At 37.6% G+C, this 25629-nt stretch carries 26 protein-coding genes; 16 read left to right on the forward strand and 10 right to left on the reverse strand.

Annotation, left to right across the window (positions count from 1 at the left end; translation table 11 throughout):
• Nucleotides 1–43 precede the first annotated feature (43 nt).
• Both BN986_RS00590 and BN986_RS00595 read left to right on the forward strand, forming a co-directional pair.
• Nucleotides 44–727 carry a response regulator transcription factor gene (locus BN986_RS00590; protein ID WP_040979076.1) on the forward strand — a complete coding sequence of 228 codons (684 nt, stop codon included), beginning with the start codon at nucleotides 44–46 and terminating at the stop codon, nucleotides 725–727.
• A complete protein-coding gene (locus tag BN986_RS00595; RefSeq protein WP_040977722.1) occupies nucleotides 724–1608 on the forward strand; it encodes a sensor histidine kinase in 885 nt (294 codons plus the stop codon). The genes BN986_RS00590 and BN986_RS00595 overlap by 4 nt, the downstream gene beginning before the upstream one ends.
• Before the next feature lie 55 nt (nucleotides 1609–1663).
• Here the strand turns inward: BN986_RS00595 and BN986_RS00600 are convergent, their stop codons facing one another.
• A complete protein-coding gene (locus tag BN986_RS00600; protein WP_040977723.1) occupies nucleotides 1664–2440 on the reverse strand; it encodes an ABC transporter permease in 777 nt (258 codons plus the stop codon).
• Nucleotides 2433–3365 (reverse strand): ABC transporter ATP-binding protein, encoded by a 933-nt coding sequence (locus tag BN986_RS00605; protein ID WP_040977724.1) that lies wholly within the window; start codon nucleotides 3363–3365, stop codon nucleotides 2433–2435. The genes BN986_RS00600 and BN986_RS00605 overlap by 8 nt, the downstream gene beginning before the upstream one ends.
• Before the next feature lie 450 nt (nucleotides 3366–3815).
• Here BN986_RS00605 and BN986_RS00610 point away from each other — a divergent pair, with 450 nt between their 5' ends.
• On the forward strand, nucleotides 3816–4520 hold the full coding sequence (locus BN986_RS00610) for a DUF554 domain-containing protein (RefSeq protein ID WP_040977726.1): 705 nt from the start codon (nucleotides 3816–3818) through the stop codon (nucleotides 4518–4520).
• Nucleotides 4521–4565: 45 nt separating this feature from the next.
• Here BN986_RS00610 and yyaC read toward each other — a convergent pair whose 3' ends face one another.
• The gene (yyaC, locus tag BN986_RS00615) at nucleotides 4566–5165 is read right to left on the reverse strand and encodes a spore protease YyaC (protein ID WP_040977728.1); all 600 of its coding nucleotides are present in this window, start codon (nucleotides 5163–5165) and stop codon (nucleotides 4566–4568) included.
• Nucleotides 5166–5243: 78 nt separating this feature from the next.
• Here yyaC and BN986_RS00620 point away from each other — a divergent pair, with 78 nt between their 5' ends.
• From BN986_RS00620 to rpsR, 7 genes are all read left to right on the forward strand, one after another.
• Nucleotides 5244–6263, forward strand: coding sequence for a YkvI family membrane protein (locus BN986_RS00620; RefSeq protein WP_040977729.1), 1020 nt, complete (start codon nucleotides 5244–5246; stop codon nucleotides 6261–6263).
• Nucleotides 6264–6506: 243 nt separating this feature from the next.
• On the forward strand, nucleotides 6507–7412 hold the full coding sequence (locus BN986_RS00625; RefSeq protein ID WP_074435593.1) for a mechanosensitive ion channel family protein: 906 nt from the start codon (nucleotides 6507–6509) through the stop codon (nucleotides 7410–7412).
• 102 nt (nucleotides 7413–7514) lie between these two features.
• The gene (locus BN986_RS00630) at nucleotides 7515–7709 is read left to right on the forward strand and encodes a DUF951 domain-containing protein (RefSeq protein ID WP_040977730.1); all 195 of its coding nucleotides are present in this window, start codon (nucleotides 7515–7517) and stop codon (nucleotides 7707–7709) included.
• Nucleotides 7710–7896: 187 nt separating this feature from the next.
• Nucleotides 7897–8997, forward strand: a complete 1101-nt coding sequence (gene ychF, locus BN986_RS00635; protein ID WP_040977731.1) for a redox-regulated ATPase YchF — start codon at nucleotides 7897–7899, stop codon at nucleotides 8995–8997.
• 203 nt (nucleotides 8998–9200) lie between these two features.
• Entirely contained in the window at nucleotides 9201–9488 is a 288-nt protein-coding gene (gene rpsF, locus BN986_RS00640; protein WP_040977732.1) for a 30S ribosomal protein S6, read from the forward strand.
• Between the two features lie 15 nt (nucleotides 9489–9503).
• Nucleotides 9504–10010, forward strand: coding sequence for a single-stranded DNA-binding protein (gene ssb / locus BN986_RS00645; protein WP_040977733.1), 507 nt, complete (start codon nucleotides 9504–9506; stop codon nucleotides 10008–10010).
• A gap of 36 nt (nucleotides 10011–10046) precedes the next feature.
• Nucleotides 10047–10277 (forward strand): 30S ribosomal protein S18, encoded by a 231-nt coding sequence (rpsR, locus tag BN986_RS00650; RefSeq protein ID WP_040977734.1) that lies wholly within the window; start codon nucleotides 10047–10049, stop codon nucleotides 10275–10277.
• 171 nt (nucleotides 10278–10448) lie between these two features.
• Here rpsR and BN986_RS00655 read toward each other — a convergent pair whose 3' ends face one another.
• The 3 genes from BN986_RS00655 to BN986_RS00665 all read right to left on the reverse strand — a co-directional run bounded on the left by BN986_RS00655 (nucleotide 10449) and on the right by BN986_RS00665 (nucleotide 12778).
• Entirely contained in the window at nucleotides 10449–10643 is a 195-nt protein-coding gene (locus BN986_RS00655) for a hypothetical protein (protein WP_040977735.1), read from the reverse strand.
• A 105-nt stretch (nucleotides 10644–10748) separates the two neighbouring features.
• Nucleotides 10749–12119 (reverse strand): CitMHS family transporter, encoded by a 1371-nt coding sequence (locus tag BN986_RS00660; RefSeq protein ID WP_040977736.1) that lies wholly within the window; start codon nucleotides 12117–12119, stop codon nucleotides 10749–10751.
• A 173-nt stretch (nucleotides 12120–12292) separates the two neighbouring features.
• The gene (locus BN986_RS00665; RefSeq protein ID WP_040977737.1) at nucleotides 12293–12778 is read right to left on the reverse strand and encodes a hypothetical protein; all 486 of its coding nucleotides are present in this window, start codon (nucleotides 12776–12778) and stop codon (nucleotides 12293–12295) included.
• Nucleotides 12779–13566: 788 nt separating this feature from the next.
• Between BN986_RS00665 and BN986_RS00670 the strand changes: the two genes are divergently transcribed.
• The 6 genes from BN986_RS00670 (at nucleotide 13567) to BN986_RS00695 (ending at nucleotide 21572) form a co-directional block, all read left to right on the forward strand.
• Nucleotides 13567–14499 (forward strand): YybS family protein, encoded by a 933-nt coding sequence (locus BN986_RS00670; RefSeq protein ID WP_040977738.1) that lies wholly within the window; start codon nucleotides 13567–13569, stop codon nucleotides 14497–14499.
• A 126-nt stretch (nucleotides 14500–14625) separates the two neighbouring features.
• Complete coding sequence (locus tag BN986_RS00675) at nucleotides 14626–16611, forward strand: DHH family phosphoesterase (protein WP_040977739.1); 1986 nt, start codon at nucleotides 14626–14628, stop codon at nucleotides 16609–16611.
• On the forward strand, nucleotides 16608–17054 hold the full coding sequence (gene rplI, locus BN986_RS00680) for a 50S ribosomal protein L9 (RefSeq protein WP_040977740.1): 447 nt from the start codon (nucleotides 16608–16610) through the stop codon (nucleotides 17052–17054). The genes BN986_RS00675 and rplI overlap by 4 nt, the downstream gene beginning before the upstream one ends.
• A 244-nt stretch (nucleotides 17055–17298) precedes the next feature.
• The gene (gene dnaB / locus BN986_RS00685; RefSeq protein ID WP_040977741.1) at nucleotides 17299–18663 is read left to right on the forward strand and encodes a replicative DNA helicase; all 1365 of its coding nucleotides are present in this window, start codon (nucleotides 17299–17301) and stop codon (nucleotides 18661–18663) included.
• 454 nt (nucleotides 18664–19117) lie between these two features.
• Nucleotides 19118–20737 carry a glutathione ABC transporter substrate-binding protein gene (locus BN986_RS00690; RefSeq protein ID WP_040977742.1) on the forward strand — a complete coding sequence of 540 codons (1620 nt, stop codon included), beginning with the start codon at nucleotides 19118–19120 and terminating at the stop codon, nucleotides 20735–20737.
• 631 nt (nucleotides 20738–21368) lie between these two features.
• On the forward strand, nucleotides 21369–21572 hold the full coding sequence (locus BN986_RS00695; protein WP_040977743.1) for a hypothetical protein: 204 nt from the start codon (nucleotides 21369–21371) through the stop codon (nucleotides 21570–21572).
• Between the two features lie 74 nt (nucleotides 21573–21646).
• Here the strand turns inward: BN986_RS00695 and BN986_RS00700 are convergent, their stop codons facing one another.
• From BN986_RS00700 to nikC, 4 genes are read right to left on the reverse strand one after another with little or no spacing between them, the layout of a single operon-like run.
• Nucleotides 21647–22669: an ABC transporter ATP-binding protein gene (locus BN986_RS00700; RefSeq protein ID WP_040977744.1), complete on the reverse strand. Its 1023-nt coding sequence runs from the start codon at nucleotides 22667–22669 to the stop codon at nucleotides 21647–21649.
• Entirely contained in the window at nucleotides 22644–23690 is a 1047-nt protein-coding gene (locus BN986_RS00705) for an ABC transporter ATP-binding protein (RefSeq protein WP_040977745.1), read from the reverse strand. Before BN986_RS00705 ends, BN986_RS00700 begins: the two co-directional genes overlap by 26 nt.
• 40 nt (nucleotides 23691–23730) lie before the next feature.
• The gene (locus BN986_RS00710; RefSeq protein ID WP_040977746.1) at nucleotides 23731–24687 is read right to left on the reverse strand and encodes an ABC transporter permease; all 957 of its coding nucleotides are present in this window, start codon (nucleotides 24685–24687) and stop codon (nucleotides 23731–23733) included.
• Nucleotides 24688–24703: 16 nt separating this feature from the next.
• Entirely contained in the window at nucleotides 24704–25609 is a 906-nt protein-coding gene (gene nikC, locus BN986_RS00715) for a nickel transporter permease (protein WP_040977747.1), read from the reverse strand.
• Nucleotides 25610–25629: the final 20 nt, after the last annotated feature.

A 25629-nucleotide genomic window follows, 5' to 3' on the forward strand; every position in this document is an offset into this window, starting at 1 on the left:
TGCTATACTATTTATAAAAGAAAAAAGCGGGAGTAATCAATGTATGGCGAAAATTTTAGTGGTAGAAGACAATAATGAAATCAATCAAATGATAGCAGACTTATTATCAGAAAACGATCATGTGATACAAGCTTACTCAGGTACTGAAGGATTACTATTATTTCAACAGGAATCTCCTGATTTAGTTTTGCTGGATATCATGTTACCGGGAAAAAATGGTGATCAAGTATTATCAGAAATCAGGAAAGTGAGTCAGGTACCTGTGATTATGCTGACGGCTTTAGGGGAGAAGAAGTTGGTTAGTGATTATTTGCTAAATGGTGCCAATGATTATATTACGAAACCTTTTGATGATGATGAGTTATTTGCCAGAGTAATGGTTCAGTTACGTCATTTTAGGCAGGAATTCAAAGCGGATGGCTTGCAGTCTGTCAAAAATATTATAGTAGATATGTCTAATTTTGAAATCTTTCGTGAAGGGAAGCGTGTACGGCTTGGGAAGAAAGAATTTGAGATTTTAACCTATTTATTAGAACATCCGAATCAGATTTTCACGAAAGAGCAGCTATACGAAGTCATTTGGAAGGAGAGCTATCTGCCGGGGGATAATTCTTTAAATGCACAGTTAAGTAATTTGCGGAAAAAGATCGGTGCTTTAGATTCAGAAGAAGAATATATTGAAACAATCTGGGGGCTCGGGGTGCGTCTGGCAGGTGATAAAAAATGATAAGCTTGATTATTTTAATGTTTGTTTTATGCTGTGTTTTTGCTTTTCTTTATTTCCAGCAAAAAAATGCTTTGAAAAAGTTGTTGATGGATATAGAAACGAAGAAAACTTCAGAAACCAATTTGTTATTAACAAGTCAAACGCAAAATACAGAAGTAACACATGTGATAAACGCGTTTAACCTGCTTTTTACAGAGTTAAAACAGACAAAAGTGGCAAGTCAACAAGAACAGGAAACATTAAAATTAGCTCTTCACAATATTACCCATGATATTCGCACACCATTAACCGTTGCCAGTGGTTATACACAGCAACTTTTGAGAAAGAACATCAGTGAACAGTCAGTATTAGAGAAAATTCAAGATAATATTCGTACCGTTGCTGGCCGTTTAGATATTTTACTTGAATACCAAAATCTTTTAGAACAATCAGTTCAACCAGTTTTTCAGACTGTGAATCTGACGGAGACTGTTAAACAGGAATTATTACAATTTTATGATGTTCTCCAAGAACAAGGTTTTAAGGTAGAGGTTGATTTAGAACAAGCGTGCATGATGACAAGTGATGCTGATTTATTAAAGCGAATCATGCAAAATCTTTTTGGAAATGTGTTGAAACATGGAAGGGAATACTTACAAGTTCAAGTAAGGGGGACACAAGAACGGATTCAGGTAAAAATGTCCAATCGAGAAAGGCATTCTATCAAAAACTTGGAAAAGCTGACAACACGTTTTTATTCAGAAAACTTATCAACGACAGAGGATTCTTCTGGATTAGGATTATATATTGCGCGGGAATTGACAGAATTAACAAATGGTCATCTACTTATTCAAGAGACCGATGATTTATTTACGGTTGTTTTAGAATGGCCCTACCAGTGAAAGGGGAAGTAGAAAAAAAGGGCTCTGCTGTTTAAACAATAGAACCCTCTTTTCCTTATAAGCTTTTATGCCGAAAAGCTTGATAAGCGATATAACTCATTATAATGATAATACCTAAATTACAGCTGAGGAAAGCCAGCCAGGAAAAGTCCGGTAAGTCACGAATCCAGGCTACATTTATCCCAGTTTGAAAATCAAAATATTTCAGCCAGTCCATGGTGAAAAAAGCACTTAGGACATTGATAATCAATGGGATGACAATAACACTAATGATGCCACTGACGTTAGAAAATGTGATCACGAGAATGCAAAGGCTGATCATAAAAATGGCTTGAAATGCTATAAATTGAACACCGATGGTTTGTAAAGCATGGATCCAGAAATATGTTGGGGCAGTACCGATTCCATTAGTAACTGCTGCAGTAACAAAAGCAGAAGTATAATAAAAAATAAACTGCAGAGCAGTGACTACCGCGAAAATAAAATATTTTGACCCGAAGTATTGAAGACGGGAAACACCGGAAGTCAATTGATTTTTATAACTTTGGTGAACAAAGTCATAACCAACAATCATAACTAGTAATGGAAGACAGAAATAGATCAGAAAGCTTGCCATGCTGGAAAAAGCGATAAATGTCTGATAACTGTCCCAATCATGAACCTGCAGGTGACTTTGCATCCCTGCCATTTCATCAGAATCAACAACTCCGACACTTCCGGTAGCTTCTGCTGAAACACTGATGATGACAAAAAGGATTAATAATAGCTGCGTGATATAAAATCCTTTGGTACGAAATAAACGATAAAAATCTGCTCGCATCGCATTAATCATTGGTAACTTCCTCCGTTTCCTCATGGACCAAGCTTGTAAAATAACTTTCTAAATCTTGTTTTTTGTAAAAAATCCCGTCGATAGGAACCTGATGCTGAACCAATAACGTTATAATCTGATTGATTTGATGAGATTCAGCAAAAATATGCATGTTATTTTTTGCTATGATTTTCATCTGATAATGATGGCTTTCTCTTAATACACGGCTGGCATTTTCCATTTGGGGAGTTTGTAATACGATATAATCTTGACTCATCACCTCAAATTCATTTTTGGAGATTTCTTTTACAAGTTCGCCATGATGGATAATTCCAAAGCGAGTGGCTACATGATAAAGTTCGGATAAGATATGACTGGAAATGATGATAGTCATCCCTTGTTCTTGCTGCAACCGTTTTAACAATTGGCGAAATTCAACGATGGAAAGGGGATCGAGTCCGTTAATTGGTTCGTCCAGGATGAGAAAATCCGGGCGAGATAAAATCGCGATGGCAATCCCCAGCTTTTGCTTCATCCCTAAAGAATAATTTTTGAATTTCTTTTTATCTTTTGGGTCCAAACCTACGATATTAAGTGTTTCATGAATGACAGCATTTTCATTAGTAATTCCACGTAACTTGCAGTAATAGGCAAGATTTCCCCAACCAGAAAGTGATTCATAGGCAACCGGGATTTCGATAACACTGCCGGTTCTGCGTAAAGCTTTTACCCAGCTTTTGTCTGAGGCAGAACCGAATAAAGCAATTTGTCCACTCGTCGGGTCGATTAGTTTTACAATGGATTTTAATAGCGTTGTTTTTCCAGCTCCGTTTCTACCAATCAGCCCATAGATTTCTCCTTTTTGGATGGATAAAGAAATATTTTTGAGAGCGTATTGATGTTTATATTTCTTATTTAAATGTTTAATTTCTAATACCGTTTCCATTTTATTTGCCTCCTATTTCCTTATACACTTTATCATAAAGGATCTTTCTCAGATTTTGCTCAATCAATTCTCAAATGTTTCTAAAAAAATTCAAATGCAGTTTGATTTTTAAGCGGCTTATTAGATGAGAAAAAAGAATTGCAAATGAAGAGAAATTTGATTATAATGCTCTTTAACTCTTTGTCTGACATGACTGGTTAGAAAGAAAAGATGGAAGCAGCTAAAATGAAGAAATTGCTGTATAACTGTTTATTCTTCAATGAAACGGTAAAGTGGAGTAAAACCATAATGGTTACCCTTTAAATCAATACATATAGCGCATTTAGGCAAGAATGTTTCACGTGGAACATTTTATAGAGTAATTCTGTAAAACTTTAACCGTTGTGGTTATACAGGCACATGAGGATGGAATTACTGGGCCTGTTAAAAACTTAAAATAGGAGGCAGGAAGTGGCTTTATTTGGAACCATTGTTAATTTAGTATTTATTATTATTGGAAGTATTGTAGGTTTATTTTTCACAAAAATTCCGGAACGATTTAAAGAGACGGTTATGAATGGAATTGGGCTGGTTATTGTTTTAATTGGTTTGCAGATGGCCTTGCAGACGGAGCAAATTATTGTCGTTTTATTAAGTTTATTGTCAGGGGCAATCATCGGAGAAGGGCTAAAGATAGAGGAAGGATTAAATCGTTTTGGAAAATGGATTGGTTATCGTTTTGCCGCTAATGAAAATGATACAAGTATTTCTCAAGGATTTGTTACAGCATCTCTTATATTTTGCGTTGGAGCAATGGCAATTATTGGAGCATTAGACAGCGGTATTCGTGGAGACCATGGTATTTTGATAACAAAAGGGATTATTGATGGATTTACTGCGCTTGTCTTAACGACGACATTAGGTATTGGAGTTATCTTATCAGCAATTCCAGTTGTGCTTTATCAGGGAACGATTACGCTTTTGGCAACACAAATTGATAGGTGGGTGTCGGCTGCTTTGTTAGACGGGTTAATTGTCGAGTTAACGGCGGTTGGTGGTCTGCTTATTTTAGCAATTGGTCTTAATTTATTAAATATCACTAAGATTCGTATTGGAAATTTATTACCTAGCATTTTGACGGTAGTACTTGTTTATTACATATTTACCTTATTTTAATACGAAAAAAATCGGGCAGAGAGAAGCCCGATTTTTTTGGTGTGCTTAAATCATATTTTCAGCTGTGTTTGGTTGCTGGGAATATGATAATTGCTTGTCGATTTGTTTGAGTATACTTGCTATTTCTAAAGCCATATCCATAACGAGTGATAAGCGGGTATTTTGTAAAACAGTATGTTCCATAAAGCCACTGACATTGACAACTCCTGTGATGTTCATATTTCCGACTTGTGGAAGTTGTTTATTTAATGCCAGACCAGGTTTCAAAGGTTTGTTTTCAGCAATAATACTCCCAACAGAGCTGCTTTTTCCCAGACATGCATCAATGGCAATGAGATAAGGTTTATCATATTTTTTATAAATGCTAAAGAGTGATTCTTGTAAATTTACTGCATGGACAGGATTGTGAATTGTTCCATAAACATGTAAATTCCTAGGTTGCATTTCCTCGAAATAAGTGCCAGCAAGCGGACCCAATGCGTCCCCGGTTGAACGATCGGTCCCGATAAAGACTGCAATAAAATTATTTGCTTGCAAAGGAAACCAGGGAAGTACTTGATTAGATAACGTTTTAGCTATGTCAGGTTCTTTATAATTTGCTCTGAAATGGTTTGATTGTATGCGTAGACGATTTTTAAGATTCATAGCAGTTCCTCCAAAATCATATTGTTACAGTATACGGTAATTTACGAAGAACTATACGTATGAATTGGAGGAAATACCATGTGGAGAAGAGGCCTGCAATGGACGGCATTAATCCTTGGTGCAACGATTGGTGCCGGATATGTATCAGGAAGAGAACTATGGCAGTTTTTTGGGCATGAAAGTGGACTGGCTATTGTACTATTTTCCGTTCTTTTTTCATTCTGCTGTTATGTGATCATGGCGATCAGTTACCAATTGAAGAGTGCCAATTATTTGCCTGTTTTAGAAATTATAGCTGGAAAAAGGTTAACAAAGGCATTTGACGGATTAATTCTTCTATATCTTTTTACAACGACAATGATTATGATTGCGGGAAGTGGAGCAGCCGGACAAGTATTTCATTTACCATATTCTTTAGGGATTGGTATTACCGCGGTCGTACTTGTGTTGTTATTTATTAAGGGAATAAACGGACTACTCACTTTTAATGAGCTTATACTACCCATTTTGATTAGCGGGCTTTTGTATGTGCTAGTGATGTATGTCTTTAACCAAAATTTACAGTTGTTTGCATATTGGCATGAGCAACGAAATTGGTTCTCTGCCTTTCCCTTTACAGCACTAAATATCCTTCCGTTAATAGCTATTTTAGGAGCTGTTGGAAATAAGGTGAAAGGGAGAGGGGAAATCATTATTTGCTGTATTGGGACAGGACTGTGCCTGGGTATACTCTCGTATATTTATAACAGCAGCCTGATTCAAATAGCGGATGAAATTATTCTTTATGAGATTCCTTTATTTGCTATTTTAAAAGAGTTTCCACTGGGGATGATTTTATTCATGTCTATTCTTCTCTGGCTGGCGATTTTTACAACTGCCGCTGCAGGAATGCTGGGAATTGCTACGAGAGTGCAGTCATTTTTAAAAGAAGAAAAGCCAATGTATGTGATAGTACTTATTTCAGTATTGCTTATGCTGCCGTTGACAGGGTTTGGTTTTGCTAATTTGGTAAGCTTCCTCTATCCGTTATACGGTATACTTAATTTATATATTCTAGCCAGGCTGCTAACCTATCCATTATGGAAAAAAACAAGATAATATATTGCTTATGAATAGTATGCATATAACTTCTCAATAAAGGACTGTTAAAAAAATGCAGGTATCGGAGAATAGTATAACTCCGATGTTCTAAAACCAGTTACACTGCGATAAACAAAAAAACTTGCAAAATAAAAGATTTATATGTTTATATTTTTTCAGATGGGAAAAACATTACGGTAGTATTTTTTTAACATCCAATAGAAAAACTGTTTATAAGAAAGTGAAAGGAGTTATATACGCATGAACTTGAATTTTATAGGTAATCAAATAAATCGGGTATGGGACTATTTAAGCAATCCTGAGCTTTGGCTAACCATTTTAGGAGGCGCCATCCAGATACTGTTGATTCTCCTTATTTCCTGGTTGGTAGTCCGTATCGTTCGGAAAGTTGTCGATAAATTATTCGTCCAAAAACAGCGTGGACCTATAAAAATTCCGAAACGACGCGAAGATACCCTGAAGCAATTGATTAAAAGTGTAGTTGCGTACGTCGTTTACTTTATGGCGCTTGTCATGATATTGGAAGTCTTTAACTTTGCCATTGGACCACTATTAGCCAGTGCCGGTGTTGTAGGTTTAGCGATTGGTTTTGGTGCACAGAATCTCGTTCGAGATATCATTACCGGTTTCTTCATTATTTTTGAAGATCAATTTTCAGTAGGAGATTATGTGTTAGCTGCTGGTATAGAAGGAACAGTGGAAGAAATTGGATTACGCACATCAAAAATTGTTTCTTGGACAGGGGAGCTAAATATTGTTCCTAATGGAAATATTGACCAGGTAATTAACTATTCTTCCCGAAATGGCCTTTCCGTTGTAGATGTGAATGTGCCTTATGAAAGTGATGTTGCCCAAGTAGAACAAATTATTCATGAAGTAGCAGAAACATTACCGGATAAGTATGAGTTTATTTTAGGTGTTCCAGAAATTATCGGTGTTCAGAATCTGGATGTATCTCACTTTGTTGTTCGTATTATTGCTGAAACAGAGCCAGTTTTCCAGTGGGCTGGAGAACGGAATATTCGCAAAGAGATTCAGGACAAGCTATATAAATCAGGTATTAAAATCCCTTCTCCTCGCATTGTCACTTATTCCGAGGAGCAAATGGATCAACTAACACAAGAACGTCAGCAAAATCGAGGATAAACGTCTCTTAAATTTGCTATAATGGATGTAAGAAAAGCACCAAGTATCTATTTTAAATGATGCTTGGTGCTAAACAGTATAATTTCAAAAGGAGCAGGAGTTATGGATAAAGAATTTGGTTTGCGTGACGTTGTCCAAATGAAAAAGCCGCATCCATGTGGGGAGAACCGCTGGCAAATTATCCGGATGGGAATGGACATCCGGATTAAATGTCTTGGGTGTGGGCATAGTGTACTTATCCCGAGAAGAGATTTTACCAAAAAATTAAAAAAAGTTTTAGAAAAACATGAAGAATAGTAAAATGCTATTTTGCTGAAGAAAAGATAAGGTAAAATGTAATATTCCCCTGGAAGAAAACTCAAAATCAGGCCCGATCATGGTCTGGTTTTGAGTTTTCTCATGCTTGTCTTTTTGTAGTGGACTATCTATAATTGGAATTACGTAGTGTACATGAACGAATCCTTAAGGAGTTGAAGAAATTAAGATGGCATTAACAGCAGGAATTGTCGGTCTTCCAAATGTAGGGAAATCTACTTTATTTAATGCAATCACACAGGCTGGAGCAGAAGCAGCAAACTATCCATTTGCTACAATCGATCCGAATGTAGGGATTGTGGAAGTCCCAGACGAACGTTTAAATAAATTAACAGAGCTTGTAAAACCGAAAAAAACAGTCCCGACTGCATTTGAATTCACAGATATTGCCGGAATTGTAAAGGGTGCGAGCAAAGGAGAAGGATTAGGAAACCAATTCTTATCCCATATCAGACAGGTAGATGCAATTTGTCAGGTCGTACGCTGTTTTGAAGATGAAAATATTACACATGTTTCTGGAAAGGTCAATCCGATAGATGATATTGAAATCATTAATCTGGAGTTGATTTTAGCAGATTTGGAATCAGTAAATAAACGATTTCAGCGTGTAGAAAAGCTGGCACGCCAAAAGGATAAAGAAGCATTGGCAGAGTATGAGATTTTAAACAAAGTGAAAGAGGGTTTGGAAAATGACCAGCCGGTACGTGCTTTGGAGTTTACGGAGGAGCAAGAGAAAATAGTTAAGGGTCTTCATCTGTTAACAAGTAAACCAACCTTATATGTAGCCAATGTGAGTGAAGAAGAAGTTGCAGACCCGGATTCGAATGAAAATGTTCAAAAGGTAAAAGCGTATGCAGCGAATGAAAATGCAGAAGTAATTGTTGTTTGTGCACGGATTGAAGAAGAAATAGCAGAATTAGAACCGGAAGAGAAAGAAGAATTCCTGGAGGATTTAGGTATTTCGGAATCAGGCTTAGACCAATTAATTAAAGCATCTTATAACTTACTTGGACTGGCTACGTATTTTACAGCGGGTGAACAAGAAGTGCGTGCATGGACTTTCCGTCAGGGAATCAAAGCCCCTCAGGCAGCGGGGATTATCCATACCGATTTTGAACGCGGGTTTATCCGTGCAGAGACGGTGTCGTATGACGCTTTAGTGGATGCTGGCAATATGGCAACAGCAAGAGAAAGAGGTCAAGTAAGGCTGGAAGGAAAAGAATATATCGTTCAAGATGGTGATGTTATTCACTTCCGATTTAACGTATAGGTGCGTTCTCTAAAATAGTTGGAATAACGGTGAATGTTGAAAATAAAAGTAAATCAGGTTCTCTCGAAGGCTTGTCATAACATAATTTATTTGGTATAATGTCCAAATGTGAGTAATTAAATAATTATTCCTTGCTCTTATATCCGCAATTCATACGGAATTGCAGAGAATAGAGCCGCTAAGACCAAAAGGAGGTGTAACGGATGAGAAAATACGAAATTATGTACATCATCCGCCCAGATATCGAGGAGGAAGCACAAACTGCTTTAATCGAGCGTTTTAACAAAATCCTTACTGATAACGGAGCGGAAATCGAAAAAGTTGATGAAAAAGGCAAGAAACGTCTTGCATATGAAATCAATGACTATCGTGATGGATATTATGTTGTAATTAATTTCCAAGGTGATGAAAATTCAGTAAATGAATTTGACCGCTTAGCGAAATTCAGCGATGATATTATTCGCCATATGGCAATTCGAGATGAAAAATAATAAGGAGTGGTTCTGATGTTAAATCGTGTCGTATTAGTTGGCAGATTAACGAGGGATCCTGATTTACGCTATACTCCAAGCGGTGTGGCAGTAGCTAATTTTACGATTGCTGTGAACAGACCTTTTTCCAATCAACAGGGAGAACGCGAAGCAGATTTCATTAACTGTGTCGTTTGGCGCAGACCTGCTGAAAACCTGGCGAATTATATGAAAAAAGGGAGTATGATTGGTGTAGATGGCCGTGTACAGACACGTAATTTTGAAGGCCAAGATGGTAAACGGGTTTATGTAACAGAAATTGTTGCAGATAGTGTCCAATTCCTGGAAACAAAAGGTTCTCAAGGTGGAGGACAGTTTCAATCAGATGGATACCAGAATAACCAAAATAATCAGAACCAATATCAGCAAAATCCATTTTCATCAAATCAAAATCAAGGATTTAATCAAAACCAAAATCAGGAAGATCCATTTAAAAATAATGGAGAACCGATTGATATATCAGACGATGATTTACCGTTTTAAATCATTATCTAAATTAATTAAAAGGAGTGTATTCACATGGCAGCTCGTCGCGGACGCGCAAAACGTCGTAAGGTGTGTTATTTCACAGCAAACGGAATTACACACATCGATTATAAAGATGTAGATTTGCTAAGACGTTTCGTTTCTGAACGTGGAAAAATTCTTCCTCGTCGTGTAACTGGAACTTCTGCAAAATATCAACGTAAATTGACTATTGCAATTAAACGTGCTCGTCAAATGGCTTTATTGCCTTACGTAGCAGATTGATTAATAAACCCTCAAGTTCAAAAGAGCTTGAGGGTTTATTTTATATGATGCAAAATATTAGAGAAACGATCGATTTGCTTAACGGAAGCACGGGCGAAACGATCTTTTTTTCAATTGACGTGTGAAGCTTTTGTAAGAAAAATGGAAATTGTGAGGATACATCTTGTTCGTTTAAATAAAAAACCATATCAGCACAGCAGCTAAAATAATGGCAGGCAGGCCAATAAAGTAAATATAGGAAAGACTTGAAAAGCTTTTCTGTCGCTCATAATTATCATCTAACCGTTTCGTAACAAAAATGGTACCAGCTAAGGCAAAAATGCAGACAATAATAACGAGGATGATAAGAATATGGAGCAGCTCCACGTAACTTCACCTCCCTGTATTTCTAACATACTGAAAAACTCTCTTCAAGCATGGAAGACTGATTGACTACGCTTGAAGAGAGTATAGGAGTCTGTGAATCTAATTTTAAAGTGAGACAACACCAATTAAAATTGCACAGCCTAATAGAATGATACTAAATCCCCATAACCAGAAGAAAGAATATTTGATATGTTTCCCCATGTTGGCTGAGGCAAGTCCGATTCCTAACCACAATGCTGGAGAGAAAGGACTTACAAAAGTTCCGATGATATTTCCAATCATCATAGAATATGCTGTAGACACAGAAGGAATTCCCTGTGTGCTTGCAATTTGATCAACAATTGGCAGCAATGCAAAATAATACGCATCTGTACTGGTTAATAAATCTAACGGAACCCCTAATATCCCAACGATCACATGAATAAATGGAATAACAAAAGCTGGCATAATTGCTACTGCCGCTAGTGCAATTTGTTCAAGCATGCCTGATTTATTGAGGACTCCCAGAAAGACACCCGCAGCCAGGATAACGGCAGCCATCATTAAGGCGTTTGGCGCATGTACTTTAACACGGTTCATTTGGTTATCGACGCCCTGATAGTTTAATGGCAAGGCGAGCGCGACCCCTATCATAAATGCATATTGCGGCTCGAGTAAGCCGGCCATCATCGTACCTAATACGAGAACAGTTAGAATCAGATTTGCCCAATTTCTTCCTTTAATATCCCGTGGTTGTTCTTTCGCAGCTGCCATTTCTTCATTCTGTCTTTGTGTGAAGTTATCAGCAATAGCAAGAATATTTATGTTTTCCTCTTTTGTAATCTCACCAGCAGCAGCTTTTTTACTGATTTTTCTTTTTTCACGGATTCCCAGGAGAGCTGCTAAAGCTAAAATAAGAACAATTCCAATTCCCTGTATAGGAATAAGCGGTAAATAAAATTCAATTAATTCCATATCAATAGCTGTTGCTGCCCGAGCTGATGGTCCGCCCCAAGGAATCATATTGATAACACTAGCACTTAAAGCAACTAATAATAACAATAAATAACGACTCATATGTAATTCCTTATATAAAGGAAGTAATGCAGGGATACATAGAAGGAATGTAGATGCCCCGGCGCCATCCAGTTGTGCAATCATTCCAATAACTGCTGTAGCCATTGCTACAATGATTACGTTTCCTTTAGTTACTAAAATCATAAAGCGTATAAAAGGGTTGAATAATCCGCTATCTTGCATAATGCCAAAATAGACAATGGCAAAAATAAACATAATTACAACGCCCATTACCCGCTCAGAGCCATCTGTTAAAAATGCAGAGAGATCTGTAAAATTAAATCCCGCTAGAAAAGCTCCAATAATTGGAATAATTGTCATCCCAACAATCGGGCTGACTTTACTTGCTATAAGCAATCCAACAATTGAAAAAATAATTAATAGGCCGACAATTGTCAGCCAAACTGAAACATCTTCCATAAATAAACCTCTTTCCTTGTAAGCGCTTCACCAAATCTTTAAGTAAATCATATTATTACTATAAAGCGTAAACAAAAGAATTTCAATCATTTCTTCGTAATGGAAGAAAGAGATGAAACAATATTTAGAAATAGTTTGGCTGCGTTTTAAGTGAATAAAAACATAAAATTTCTTTAGCGGACTCTTTTTTGTGGATATAAGAAAATCATCCGTGTTACCAGTAATAATGGATAAATAAAAAAGATAAATAAACTCCAATCTGGAATGGACCAGATAAACGAGATTAATGTAAAGATGAAGAGCGGAACCGTTACAGAACAAGCTGTTAATTTCCATAGCGTGCCATAGTAGAGTTTCCTATTTGCGAGATGAACCACTCCTTTACTTATGTATGCGATTAATGAAATAATGCCCAAGAGTAAAATAGATAAAATTAAATAGTAAAACATAAAGAAATAAATAAGCTGGAAGATAATATTCATTTCCCCTCCTAAACCAGTCCAATTTGTTAAACGGGATACGAGTTCAGGTAATGATACGACCATAAATAAAATAAAGAGATAGATCATAATTTTGTCCATTGCAATTCGATTGATTTGAAACATCGCTTTTTTTTGTGGCAGTAAAAAGCTTTCCTTTAATATTTTTATAAATTTCATTTTTTTCATCCTTCACTTATGCTGTGATAAATCATTCATAGGTATAGTTAGGTATCTACAACGAAATGATATGACTTAATCCACACTTAGTTGGCAACACTACTATTATAAAGGAATAAGCGTTGTAAGGGTAAGAAAATAGCGTTATTCGACAAATTTCCCGGGAAATAATATAAAGATTTATTTATCGCCTATTCTATGTAAGTAATCGAATATAAATATAGCTATTTATCCATAAGCATAGATTCATGCTGGAAATTTAATGAAGGATTAACTGGCTTTAAGGCGCTATTAATTGAAGTTTCCCCTCATATTTCTTGTCCTTTTAATAATGTGCAATACAAGCTATTCTATTAAATTCATGTTATTATAGTAGAATATGTGTTGAATTATTTTATAGTCATCTTCCATCGAACTTTAAGAATCATTTTATAGAGAAGAATGGAAGCATGTAACGAATTTGATTTATCATGGAGAACTGCCCGTAAAATTCCCACCACAAAATAAAGAGGGAGAATAAATTTATTTAGGTAGGAGATCAGGTGAGCTAACTCCCTGAATCACTCAGGCTAATTCAGTGAGAGAAAAGCAGCAGACTAAGTTCGCGACGTCCTGGGACTGGGACTACGATTACTCGCCCCCTCGTAAAGAGCTGTGCGTCGAAAACTCCCACTGAATGAAGTTTCGTTTTATTTCGATGAATATTTTTGCATAGAAGAGGAAATCCCTTCATCAAAGGTTTAAACATCCTTTATTATTATCTATTTTGCTAGAACGAGGTGCAGTATATGAACAAATCGAGACAAGTTACAGAAGGAGCAATGATGATCGCTATTTTAATGGTAATGCTGATCGCTTCTTTATTTCCCATACTTAGCTTAATTACAATTTTTGTATTACCTGTTCCTTTTATTTTCTATGTGAAGCGACATGGAGTAAAGGCAGGTCTGATTATGACACTGGCTGTTATTGTTATATCTTCATTGTTAATGTCCCCGGTTATGCTACCACTATTGTTAATTGCAGCGGCTGGTGGTACTTTTATTGGTTACGCAATGTCTAAAGGAAATACAGCATATGAAACGTTAGCCCAAGGAACATTTGGTTTTCTTGTTGGGATGTTATTGGCTTTTATTTTTAGTCAGACACTGCTGGATGTTAATATTGTAGCAGAGTATGAAAATATTGTAGAAGAATCTGTGAATACGAGTGCAACTATGGTGGAAAGCATCAACCCTTCATTAGGGGAAGAAGATATGGAAATGCTGCAAGAAACGCAGATTAATTTATTACAGCAGTTAATTCCTACTTTTATGGTTGTATTTGCTTTAATAACAGCTTTTATCACACAATGGATTAGTTATAAGTTATTTAACCGAATAGGGAATGAAAAATTAGCCTTTCCTCCATTTCGTCAATTACAATTTCCAAGTGTGATTATTTGGATTTACTTGTTAGCATTAATTCTATCTGTAATCGGCTTTGAAGAAGGAAGCACGATGAATTTTGGAGTACAGAATCTGTTGATGATAGTTGGAATTGCTTTATCACTGCAAGGATTCTCCTTTATCTTTTACTTTGCTTATATCAAAAAAATAGCCAAAGCAGTACCAATTTTAATTGTTGTTGCCACAGTTCTTTTTCCAGGATTTCTTCTTTATTTCGTTCGAATCTTAGGTATAATTGATATAGGATTCCGGTTAAGGGAACGGTTAAAGTAAGAAAAGTGATGAGCTTGTATGTCAGCTCGTGATTCTTAAGTTAAGGGCAAAACACCTAACTGGAACAGCCCGAGAATAGATGTAGAAAAACAGAAAGATTGTTGGATTTTGAAGGAGCTGAATGCCGTGCCAGATTTGCAGAATAGACCAACATTAAGCAAGCATGTATGGATTATTTATATCCTTACTTTTCTATTGCTTTTATGTGTGTGGTACTATCAATGGATAGTTGGCTTAATAATGACAATTGTCTTCGCTGCTTCATTTTATTATAGTATTCGAACGGAGAGAGTGCTTCTAGATGAAGCGGAAGAATATATATCAACCATTTCTCATCGTGTAAAAAAAGTTGGTTCTGAGGCTTTATTAGAAATGCCTTTTGGAATTATTCTATATAATGATAACTATCAAATAGAATGGTCTAATCCATTTATGAATCAATTTAAAACAAGTAAGGATACGATTATAGGCGAATCTCTGAATAATTTATCCGAAGATTTAATTCCAATGATTTTAGAAAACAGAAATGAGATTTGGGTAGAAATTGGAGATTATACGTTCCTTTGTGTGATTAAAAAGGAAGAGAAATTGCTCTATTTCCTTGATCGTACAGAGCATCAAAATCTGAAAGACCGTTATTATAATGAACAGACGGTGCTCGCAATCATTTTTTTAGATAACTATGAAGAGATTACACAAAATATGGATGATACAGCTAAGAGCCAATTAAATTCTCAAGTAACAGCTGTTCTGAATAGCTGGTCCAGTCATTATGGGCTTTACTTGAAACGGACGTCACAGGAACGATTTTTAGCTGTTGGAAATATAGAGATTCTGCAGGAACTGGAGAAAGTAAAATTCTCTATTTTAGATGAGGTCCGAGAAATGGGAGGATCTGAAAGTAACCCAGTGACGTTGAGTATTGGGGTTGGTGTTGGAAACATGACACTGCCTGAGATCGGAGAAGTCGCGCAGTCCAGTTTGGATTTAGCTTTAGGCCGTGGTGGTGACCAAGTTGCCATTAAGGATGAGAATGGAAAAGTGCGTTTTTATGGCGGAAAGACGAATCCGATGGAAAAGCGCACCCGTGTACGAGCCCGTGTGATCTCTCATGCGTTAAAAGAATTGGTTCGTGCAAGTGATAATGTTATGATTATGGGACATAAATCACCGGATATGGATGCGATTGGTGCAGCTATTGGTGTTTTAAATATTGCTAAAACAAATAATGTCCCCGGCTACATTGTATTTGATGAGAATGACGTGGAGACGGGTGTTTCTAAGCTGATGAACCACATTCGTAAAGATGAGGAACTTTGGGATCAATTTATCAGCCCAGATGAAGCAGAAGAATTGATGACAGATCAGCAGAGTTTATTAATTGTTGTTGATACGCATAAACCGAATATGGTTGCGGTAGAAAGTTTATTAAACTATACCGATTATAAAATTGTTATCGACCACCATCGCCGTGCCGAGGAATTTATTGATAATCCAACACTTGTTTATATGGAACCTTATGCTTCATCTACAGCAGAACTGGTGACAGAGTTGTTAGAATATCAGCCTAAAGGGACCAAGTTGAAAGTACTGGAAGCAACAGCGCTTTTAGCTGGAATTATTGTTGATACGAAAAGTTTCACTTTGCGTACAGGTTCCAGAACGTTCGATGCTGCATCTTATCTTAGGTCGCAAGGAGCGGATACAGTGTTGGTTCAACGCCTCCTTAAAGAAGACTTAAGTGTATTTGTCGAGCGCAGTCATATTATTGAGAGAGCCCAAATATATAATGATCATATAGCTATTGCAAAAGCGCCTAGTGGAAAAGCATATAGTCCGGTGCTGATTGCACAAGCTGCAGATACTTTATTGACCATGGAGGGGATCTCCGCGTCGTTTGTTATCTCGGAACGATCAGACGGCAGAGTTGGAATTAGTGCGAGGTCACTTGGCGATGTAAATGTACAGGTCATCATGGAGGAAATGAATGGTGGCGGGCATTTAACCAATGCAGCTACGCAAATGGAGAATAAAACCATCGATGAAGCGGAAGAAATACTTGTTGAAATTATCGATGAACTAGAGTATAAAAAAGGGAGAGATTCAGAATGAAAGTTATTTTCTTAAAAGATGTCAAAGGGAAAGCGAAAAAAGGCGAAGTGAAAAATGTTCCTGACGGCTATGCCCGTAATTATCTATTAAAAAATAATTTGGCAGAAGAAGCTACTTCTGGAAATCTAAAAGCACTTGATGCGAAAAAGAAAAAACAAGATCGATTAGAGATAGAAGAAAAAGAAAATGCGATTCAATTAAAAGATAAATTAGCCGATTTAACTGTAGAGCTGGAAGCTAAATCTGGAGAAAATGGTCGTTTATTCGGTTCGATTACAAGCAAACAGATTTCGGAAGGGCTAAACAAGCAACATGGTTATAAAATTGATAAGCGAAAATTAGAATTAGATGAGCCGATCCGTGCATTAGGGTATACGAATGTACCGGTTAAATTACATCCAGAAGTATCTGGCTCTGTAAAAGTTCATGTGAAAGAAAAATAAGCTTTAATAAATTGAGTTAGAGGTGAAGGTAATAACTCAGCTTATATACTAATTCAAGAGAAAAAGAAATTGGCGTAAGAGAAATAAGCCGATTTCTTTTTTTCACGATAGAAAAGTGTAAGAGCAGCGATTTTGATGGAGCGAGTAATCGCATTCCCAGTCCCAACTAAGGCATTTGCCGAAGGGATTAGCGAATGCCAAGTTTTCTTTATAACGCATATAACAAGAATACGGAGGAGAGGTAATGAGTGCAGCTTTGAATGATCGTACCCCGCCGCATAATTTAGAAGCAGAGCAATCTGTTCTAGGTGCTGTTTTTTTAGAGCCGACAGCATTTGTACAGGCTTCGGAAATATTAATTCCAGAGGATTTCTACCGGGCAAGTCATCAGCTTATTTTTACAGCAATGATGACCTTATCCGAGCGTGGAGAACCAATTGATGTTGTTACGGTTACCACGTTTTTAAACGACCGAAAGCAGCTGGAGGAAGTTGGTGGTGTATCCTATTTAACAGAGCTGGCAGAAAGTGTGCCAACTGCAGCAAACGTAGAGTATTACAGTAGGATTGTGGAAGAAAAATCAACCCTTCGCAGCTTAATTCGAAAAGCAACAGATATTGTAACAGCATCTTTTGAAAAAGAAGATGAGGTTGAAGATGTATTAAATGATGCAGAAAAAAGTATCCTAGAGGTTTCAGGGCGTAAAAATTCTGGAGCTTTCAAAAATATAAAAGATGTCTTAATTGATGTATACGATAATATTGAACAGCTTCACCAACAAAAAGGTGATGTAACAGGTGTTCCAACTGGCTTTTTAGATTTAGACCGAATTACATCAGGTTTTCAGCGAAATGATTTAATCATCATTGCTGCTCGTCCTTCCGTGGGGAAAACAGCATTTGCATTAAATGTAGCTCAGAATGTTGCGGTGAAGACAGATGAAAATGTAGCTATTTTTAGCCTGGAGATGGGAGCAGATCAGTTGGTTCAGCGTATGCTTTGTGCAGAGGGAAATATCGACGCCCAGCGCCTTAGAAATGGTCAACTGCAAGCAGATGATTGGAGTAAACTCACTATGTCCATGGGCTCCTTGTCAAATGCAGGTATTTATATTGATGATACACCAGGGGTGCGTGTCAATGAAATTCGTTCCAAGTGTCGACGTCTGAAGCAGGAGCATGGGCTGGGCATGATTTTGATTGATTATCTGCAGCTGATCCAGGGAAGCGGAAGCTCGAAGGAAAACCGTCAGCAGGAGGTTTCCGAAATTTCCCGGGCGTTAAAAGCGTTAGCCCGTGAACTGGAAGTGCCGCTGATTGCTTTATCTCAGCTCTCGCGTGGAGTGGAATCAAGACAGGATAAGCGCCCGATGATGTCCGATATTCGTGAATCCGGAAGTATTGAGCAGGATGCGGATATTGTAGGGTTCTTATACCGTGATGATTATTATGATAAAGAGACGGAGAAAGAGAATATTATTGAGATTATCATTGCTAAGCAGCGTAATGGTCCAACAGGTACGGTAGAGCTTGCTTTTGTAAAAGAATATAATAAATTCGTGGATTTAGATCATCGCTATGGGGAAGGCGATATTCCGCCGGCGATGTAGATAATAGTTATTTCTTCTAAAAGGTTGTAACAATTCAATAACAAATTGGTTAGTAGAGAAAAGTGAAAGATGTCTTTAAAAAGGCATCTTTTTTCCTTTAGTAAAGGAAAATATTAGGTTTTTCAGAAGAAACGACATAATAAGACATAAGAACTAGAAATGTTTGTAGAAAGAAAATACTGGTGATTTTAGAAAAAGCAAACAGGTACTATAAAAAATATCATATGAAATCGCGCAAACCTTGTATAGACGGTATTTCTAAAGAGCTTAGAATTTCCTATGATGGTGAAAATAAAGTTAAGTCTATCTATTTAAAATAGAATATTTACTTGAATATGTATATTGAGATATTTCAAAATTTTAGTAAATTAATACTATTATTGAATTTATTTGATAGATAGATTAAAATAGAGAAGTAAGACTATACAATATTCTAATTGAGGGGAGTACGAATATGAAATTGTCAAAAAAGTCTTTATTATTATTAGTTTTTGGCCTGTTAGTCAGTGTTGTTCTCGTAGCATGTGCTAGTGAACCAGATGAAGGCGGTAACAATGATTCAGATGGAGATGAGGAAGGCACTTCAGAAGAAGCTACTGAGGGTGGCGAACTAATTATTTCTAACCAGTCTGATATTGTTGCAATGGATCCGGCAGGTTCGAATGACGTGCCATCCAGTAACGTTCAAAATAATGTTTTTGAAACACTAGTAACTTTAGATGAAAATATGGAGATACAGCCTCTGCTTGCTACAGAGTGGGAGCAGGTAGAAGATACTGTGTGGGAATTTACTTTACGTGATGATGTAACATTCCATGATGGAACGGAATTTACTGCAGAGACAGTAAAAGCAAATATTGAACGTATTTTAGATCCGGATGTAGCATCTCCACGTTTCTTCCTTTATGAAATGGTAGAGGAAGTAGAAGTAGTAGATGATCATACCGTACGCTTCACTACGGAGTATCCGTTTGGCCCGTTCTTAGCACATTTAGCACATAACGGTGGTTCCATGGTATCCGAAGAAGCCATTGAAGCAGACTATGAAGCAATGGAAGATGGAGAAGATCCAGGAAGCTATATTAACCAAAACCCAATTGGTACAGGCTTTTTTGAATTTGATTCCTGGGACCCTGGTTCAGAAGTTCGTTTAGTAAAAAATGAAGACTATTGGGGAGAAACAGCTCATCTTGATTCTGTAGTATTCAAGGTTGTAAGTGAAGGCCTTACCCGGGTAGCTGAGCTTCAAACTGGCGATTCACATATTAGTGATCCGCTAAGTCCAAATGATGTGGAACAACTTGAAAATACAGATGGTACGCATGTTGCACCGCAAGAAAGTGTAAGTTTATCTTATATTGGGTTTAATGTAGAAAAAGAGCCATTTGATGACCCAGATGTACGTAAAGCGATCAACATGGCAATTGATAGAGATCAAATAGTTGACGGTATTTATAATGGACATGGTATTCCAGCAACTGGGCCATTGGCACCGCCAGTAATTGGTTATGATGAAAATGCAGCTAGTGGCTTAGAATATGATTTAGATGAAGCGAAACAATTACTCGCGGATGCAGGTTATGAAGATGGATTCTCTACGACGATCTGGACAAATGACACCCAAGAACGTGTCGACGCTGCTACAAATGTTCAATCTCAATTACAAGAATTGAATATTGATGCAGAAGTAGAGGTTCTTGAGTGGGGTACGTATTTAGAAAGAACAGCTCAAGGAGACCATGATATGTTTGTTCTTGGCTGGTCTACTTCCACTGGGGATGCGGATTATGGGTTATATCCACTATTCCATTCCAGTAATCTAGGAGACCCTGGTAACCGTACTTTCCTTCAAGATGATGACTTAGATCAAATGCTTGAAGATGCGCGTCGTGAGGTAGATGAAGATGCTCGTATGGAAATTTTAAGTGACATTCAAGCAGAACTTGCAGAAATTGCACCAATGCTCTACGTGCACCATCAGGAATTATTACTTGGTGTTAGAGATGAAGTACAAGGGTTAACACAGTTACCAACTGGTATTCTGCAATTACAAGATGTATCTTTAGAACAATAATGAAGAAATCAACAGCCGCTTTTCTTATTAAGGGAAGCGGCTGTTTTTCTTGCTTCATAGGAAATTATAGAATTATTGCCTTGTGGATAACTATTTATAGTAAAACAGCCACGTCCAGCTCCGAGCGCCAAAAACTAGGAGATTTCACGTCGCGCCCTACGATAAGTCAACATCGGTTCGTCACCTCACCGTGTTTCCTTTATCTCAGTTGCGCTGCTCCAATCTCTACGTTTTTAAACAGGCGCTCTGCGCTTTTGTTCCTTCATTTGAAAAACTCGTATTTCCTTGTTCTTTATTGAATTCCTTATTTTTAATTTACAAATGCGTGGTCTAACTCTACGGTTTTTAGCCTTATCTGCGTTTTGTTCATACGAACAAGTGGAGCGGCGGAAGAGATAACTGGAAATTATATAGCTAATCAATTCAATGAAAACAAAGAAAATATATATTTAAAATGGAATATTGAGTTCAGTCCTATTTTGAATATACTTCAGTTTAAGAGTGATAAGAAGGACTTCAGCCTGAAGAGCGACTTTAAGCCGTAGAACAAACCACCAGTGTAAACGGATGGTTTTGATTATGCAAACATAGGGAACAGATTCAAAAGCCATATTATGAAGGTGGTAAGGAAATGAGTAAAGGTTTGCAGATCCCTCTTTTTATAATGATTCCCGGAATTGTTGCAGCTGCTATTATGTCAATATTGAGGCTTATTAATAATGAGAGTGTTTCCATGCAATCTGCAGGAACGTCGTTTTTGATAGGTGCAAGCATTGGTGTGATTCTTATTATATTGAGATTGTTAGTAAAAGGAAATTTATGGGGTAGTGGTTGAGGCCAAAAATTGAAACGAATAATTCGCGCAAAAAAGTCACATGATTTTGATATCATGTGACTTTTATTATATTATTACGCATTTACAGTTGGTTGATGCTCACCGGAACGGATTGCCTCCATATGATGACATGCTGCACGATGTCCGTCTTTCATGCCTTCTGCGTTACGCAATTCAGGTACTTTTGTACGGCATATGTCTGTTGCAAATGGACAACGTGTATGGAAACGGCAGCCTTCTGGCGGATCAATTGGAGAAGGGACATCTCCTTTTAACGTTATACGTTCTTTTTTGGCTTCTAAATCGGTACTAGGGATTGCAGATAGCAGAGCCTTTGTATAAGGGTGCATATTATTTGTAAATAATGATTTTTTATCAGCTATCTCTACCACTTTTCCTAAATACATAACAATAATGCGGTCAGAGATGTGTCGGACAACACCTAAATCATGTGAAATGAACAGGTAAGTCAGTCCAAATTCACGCTGCAGCTTTTTCAGAAGGTTAATAACCTGTGCTTGAATAGATACATCCAGTGCGGAAACAGCTTCATCAGCAATAATCAGTTTTGGATCAACAGACAGAGCCCGGGCGATTCCAATACGCTGGCGCTGTCCGCCGCTGAACTCATGTGGATGCCGATCAGCTTGGTGTGGTCCAAGTCCAACTGTATCCATTAGCTCTTTTACGCTATCATTTCTGTCCTTTTTAGGAACAGCATTTTGAATTTCCATTGCTTCGGTTAGTATTTGTCGTACGGTGTGACGCGGATTAATCGATGCATATGGATCCTGGAAGATAATCTGCATATCTTTACGGAATTTATTCATTTCTTTCTTGTTCAGCTCAAGGATATTTGTACCGTCAAATTCTACTTCTCCCTCAGTAGGTTCATCTAATCTGAGAACAGCTCGTCCGGTTGTAGATTTCCCACAGCCAGATTCGCCTACGATGCTTAGTGTCTCGCCTTCATAAACGTCAAAGGAAACATCATCTACTGCCTTTACATGATTCACTGTTCGCCCGAGAATCCCGCCTTTGATCGGGAAATATTGTTTTAAACCATTTACTTTAAGAAGTGCTTTTTGATTGCTCATGAATGTTCACCTCCGGATCTCCATCCCATTCGTCCGAATAAATCCAGCAACGAATTTGGTTACCTTCTTCATCTGTTTCTAAGTCAGGTAAATTATTTCTGCATAAATCGGTAGCAAATGGGCATCTTGGCGCAAAACGACAGCCTTGTGGCATTTCAGCGGGACTAGGGACAGACCCTTTGATCACTGCTAAATCTCCGTCCACATCTTGGTCGTGTTGTGGAACAGATTGCATCAAGCCAACGGTGTATGGGTGCTTTGGATTCGTAAATAATGTTTTTTTATCCGTAAATTCAACGACTTTACCACAATACATAACGGCAACGTAATCACATGTTTCCGCAACAACGCCAAGGTCATGTGTAATTAATAAAATACCCATGTCCAATTTTTCTTGCAATTCTTTCATTAAATCTAAAATTTGTGCTTGTATCGTTACATCTAATGCCGTTGTTGGTTCATCGGCAATCAATAAATCAGGATTACAGGCAAGCGCAATCGCGATCATCACACGCTGACGCATTCCTCCGGATAATTCAAAAGGGTACTGGTCAATACGTTTTTCTGGAGAAGGAATTCCTACCAGCTTTAACATATCAATGGATCTCTTTTTAGCTTCCTTTTTGCCAAGACCTTCGTGAATTTGGAAGGATTCACTGATTTGTTGTCCAACGGTAAAGGTTGGATTTAATGAAGTCATTGGTTCCTGGAAAATCATTGATATTTCATTACCGCGAATTTTACGCATCTGTGCTTCGCTTTTATCCAGGAGGTTTTCTCCTTTAAAGAGAATTTCTCCTCCTTTAACTTTACCTGGTTCTTCGATAAGACGGAGAACCGACAGAGCAGTAATACTTTTTCCTGAACCAGACTCTCCAACAACACCAAGTACTTTTCCTTTTGGAATATTAAAGGAAACCCCATCTACAGCCTTTACTTCTAAATCTTTTGTGAAGAAAGAAGTCTGTAAATCTTTAATTTCTAATATATTGTCATATGAAGTGTTAGGTGCACTTGTCATAGTAAGTAGCTCCTTTCAAAAATCTAGTAATGCAAAAATACTAGTCTAAATCAATTCGCTTGTTCAAGAATCTATAAGCAACATCAACAATCAAGTTTACAAGAACGAAAAGAAGGGATGCAACTAAAATAGTTCCTTGAACAACCGGGAAATCACGAGCTTCAATAGAGTCAATAATCAATTTTCCCATTCCGTTAACAGCGAATACAGACTCTGTTAATACTGATCCACCAAGAAGCCCGCCAAACTGTAGACCGACTACGGTAACAATCGGAATGAGTGCATTCTTTAATGCGTGACGGTAGATAACATATCGTTCTTTGACCCCTTTTGCACGGGCTGTTCGAATATAATCTTGGCCGATAACATCGAGCATACTTGAACGCGTCATCCGTGCAATAATGGCAGCACTACTTGTACCTAATGTGATAACAGGTAAGACGATTTGGCTAAAGCTGCCCCAACCGGAAGGACTGAACCAACTTGTATTATTAAAGAAAGGCACCCATGATGGCAGATCGATTCCAATTGCAAACCACTGAATTAACATGAGACCAAGCCAGAAGTTTGGCATGGATAGACCAAATAAAGCTATCACCATCAGCGTAGTGTCAATAGCAGAATATTTGCGCGTTGCAGAAATAATACCAATAATTAATCCTACGAATACAGCTAATACGGTACTGTAAAAGGCCAGTTCGACCGTTACCCAGAACCTGGCACCAATTTCAGCGGAAACATCCCGTCCACTTCGCATGGAAGTTCCTAAATCTCCTTGAACGGCACCGCTCACATAATTGAAATACTGTGTTGGTAGTGGATCATTTAAGCCTAAGCGTTCTCTGATATTTTCAACTTGTTCCCGTGGAGCACCTTCACCGGCAATGACTTGCGCAGTATCTCCGGGAACCAGATGCATCATGCTAAATACGATAATAGATACACCGATTAGGACGGGTATCGTTTGTAACATACGTCGAATGATAAATTGAATCAAAATGGTTCACCTCTTTCTATTCTCTCGTTTTTGGATCAAATGCATCACGTAATCCGTCTCCAAGTAAGTTAAATGCTAATACAGCTACGACAATAGCAAGCCCTGGGAATAACGCTACATGAGGTGCATTATATAAGTAGTTTCGTCCATCACTCAGCATAGCTCCCCATTCCGGTGTAGGAGGCTGTGCGCCTAAACCTAAGAAGGAAAGTCCACTGGCGGATAGAATCGCTGTAGCAATACTTAACGTAGCTTGAACGATAATTGGAGAGGTGATATTAGGTAAAATATGTTTGAAAATAATTCTGGAATCGCTGGCTCCTAATGCTCTCATCGCATCAATATACTCCAGCTTTTTCACAGATAGCGTAGAACCTCGAACAATTCTCGCGAAAATAGGTACAGATGAAACAGCAACAGCAATAATGACATTAAACATGCTTCCGCCTAATACAGTAACGATAGTTAATGCTAATAGAATACTAGGAAATGCTAATAAAACATCCATAATACGCATAATAATACTGTCTGTCCGTTTTCCATAGTAGCCGGCTATAATACCGAGGAATACACCAACTGTTGCCCCGAGTAAAATAGAGAAAAAACCAATCATAAGCGTTAATCCAGTACCTTGGATTACCCTGCTAAATATGTCTCTGCCAAAGTTATCTGTCCCAAACCAATGATCCGATGAAGGAGTAGCTAATTTATTGGTTACATCCTGATCATATAGAGGGTCGTAAGGAGCCAAGTGTGGTCCGACAAGGGCAATAAGGATAAGTAAAATGATTAATATACCGCCGACAACAGCCGACTTATTTTTTTTAAGTTTATTAAAGACACTCTTCCAGCTTTTAAGTCGAGGATTTGGCGCCTTAACAGCTGTTTCTGACTTTTCGATATGTTCGTTTGAACGACTCATCGGTTTTTTTCATCCTTTCT

This window comes from Oceanobacillus jeddahensis (genome assembly GCF_000750635.1).
In the GTDB taxonomy this organism is placed as follows: Bacteria; Bacillota; Bacilli; order Bacillales; family Amphibacillaceae; genus Oceanobacillus; species Oceanobacillus jeddahense.

What these genes read in the sequence shown, in the direction of transcription:
- BN986_RS00590 (WP_040979076.1), top strand. Translation starts at nt 44, where the DNA reads ATGGCGAAAATTTTAGTGGTAGAAGACAATAATGAAATCAATCAAATG.
- BN986_RS00595 (WP_040977722.1), top strand. Translation starts at nt 724, where the DNA reads ATGATAAGCTTGATTATTTTAATGTTTGTTTTATGCTGTGTTTTTGCT.
- BN986_RS00600 (WP_040977723.1), bottom strand. Translation starts at nt 2,440, where the DNA reads ATGATTAATGCGATGCGAGCAGATTTTTATCGTTTATTTCGTACCAAA.
- BN986_RS00605 (WP_040977724.1), bottom strand. Translation starts at nt 3,365, where the DNA reads ATGGAAACGGTATTAGAAATTAAACATTTAAATAAGAAATATAAACAT.
- yyaC (WP_040977728.1), bottom strand. Translation starts at nt 5,165, where the DNA reads ATGAATCTTAAAAATCGTCTACGCATACAATCAAACCATTTCAGAGCA.
- BN986_RS00620 (WP_040977729.1), top strand. Translation starts at nt 5,244, where the DNA reads ATGTGGAGAAGAGGCCTGCAATGGACGGCATTAATCCTTGGTGCAACG.
- BN986_RS00625 (WP_074435593.1), top strand. Translation starts at nt 6,507, where the DNA reads ATGAACTTGAATTTTATAGGTAATCAAATAAATCGGGTATGGGACTAT.
- BN986_RS00630 (WP_040977730.1), top strand. Translation starts at nt 7,515, where the DNA reads ATGGATAAAGAATTTGGTTTGCGTGACGTTGTCCAAATGAAAAAGCCG.
- ychF (WP_040977731.1), top strand. Translation starts at nt 7,897, where the DNA reads ATGGCATTAACAGCAGGAATTGTCGGTCTTCCAAATGTAGGGAAATCT.
- rpsF (WP_040977732.1), top strand. Translation starts at nt 9,201, where the DNA reads ATGAGAAAATACGAAATTATGTACATCATCCGCCCAGATATCGAGGAG.
- ssb (WP_040977733.1), top strand. Translation starts at nt 9,504, where the DNA reads ATGTTAAATCGTGTCGTATTAGTTGGCAGATTAACGAGGGATCCTGAT.
- rpsR (WP_040977734.1), top strand. Translation starts at nt 10,047, where the DNA reads ATGGCAGCTCGTCGCGGACGCGCAAAACGTCGTAAGGTGTGTTATTTC.
- BN986_RS00660 (WP_040977736.1), bottom strand. Translation starts at nt 12,119, where the DNA reads ATGGAAGATGTTTCAGTTTGGCTGACAATTGTCGGCCTATTAATTATT.
- BN986_RS00665 (WP_040977737.1), bottom strand. Translation starts at nt 12,778, where the DNA reads ATGAAATTTATAAAAATATTAAAGGAAAGCTTTTTACTGCCACAAAAA.
- BN986_RS00670 (WP_040977738.1), top strand. Translation starts at nt 13,567, where the DNA reads ATGAACAAATCGAGACAAGTTACAGAAGGAGCAATGATGATCGCTATT.
- rplI (WP_040977740.1), top strand. Translation starts at nt 16,608, where the DNA reads ATGAAAGTTATTTTCTTAAAAGATGTCAAAGGGAAAGCGAAAAAAGGC.
- dnaB (WP_040977741.1), top strand. Translation starts at nt 17,299, where the DNA reads ATGAGTGCAGCTTTGAATGATCGTACCCCGCCGCATAATTTAGAAGCA.
- BN986_RS00690 (WP_040977742.1), top strand. Translation starts at nt 19,118, where the DNA reads ATGAAATTGTCAAAAAAGTCTTTATTATTATTAGTTTTTGGCCTGTTA.
- BN986_RS00695 (WP_040977743.1), top strand. Translation starts at nt 21,369, where the DNA reads ATGAGTAAAGGTTTGCAGATCCCTCTTTTTATAATGATTCCCGGAATT.
- BN986_RS00700 (WP_040977744.1), bottom strand. Translation starts at nt 22,669, where the DNA reads ATGAGCAATCAAAAAGCACTTCTTAAAGTAAATGGTTTAAAACAATAT.
- BN986_RS00705 (WP_040977745.1), bottom strand. Translation starts at nt 23,690, where the DNA reads ATGACAAGTGCACCTAACACTTCATATGACAATATATTAGAAATTAAA.
- nikC (WP_040977747.1), bottom strand. Translation starts at nt 25,609, where the DNA reads ATGAGTCGTTCAAACGAACATATCGAAAAGTCAGAAACAGCTGTTAAG.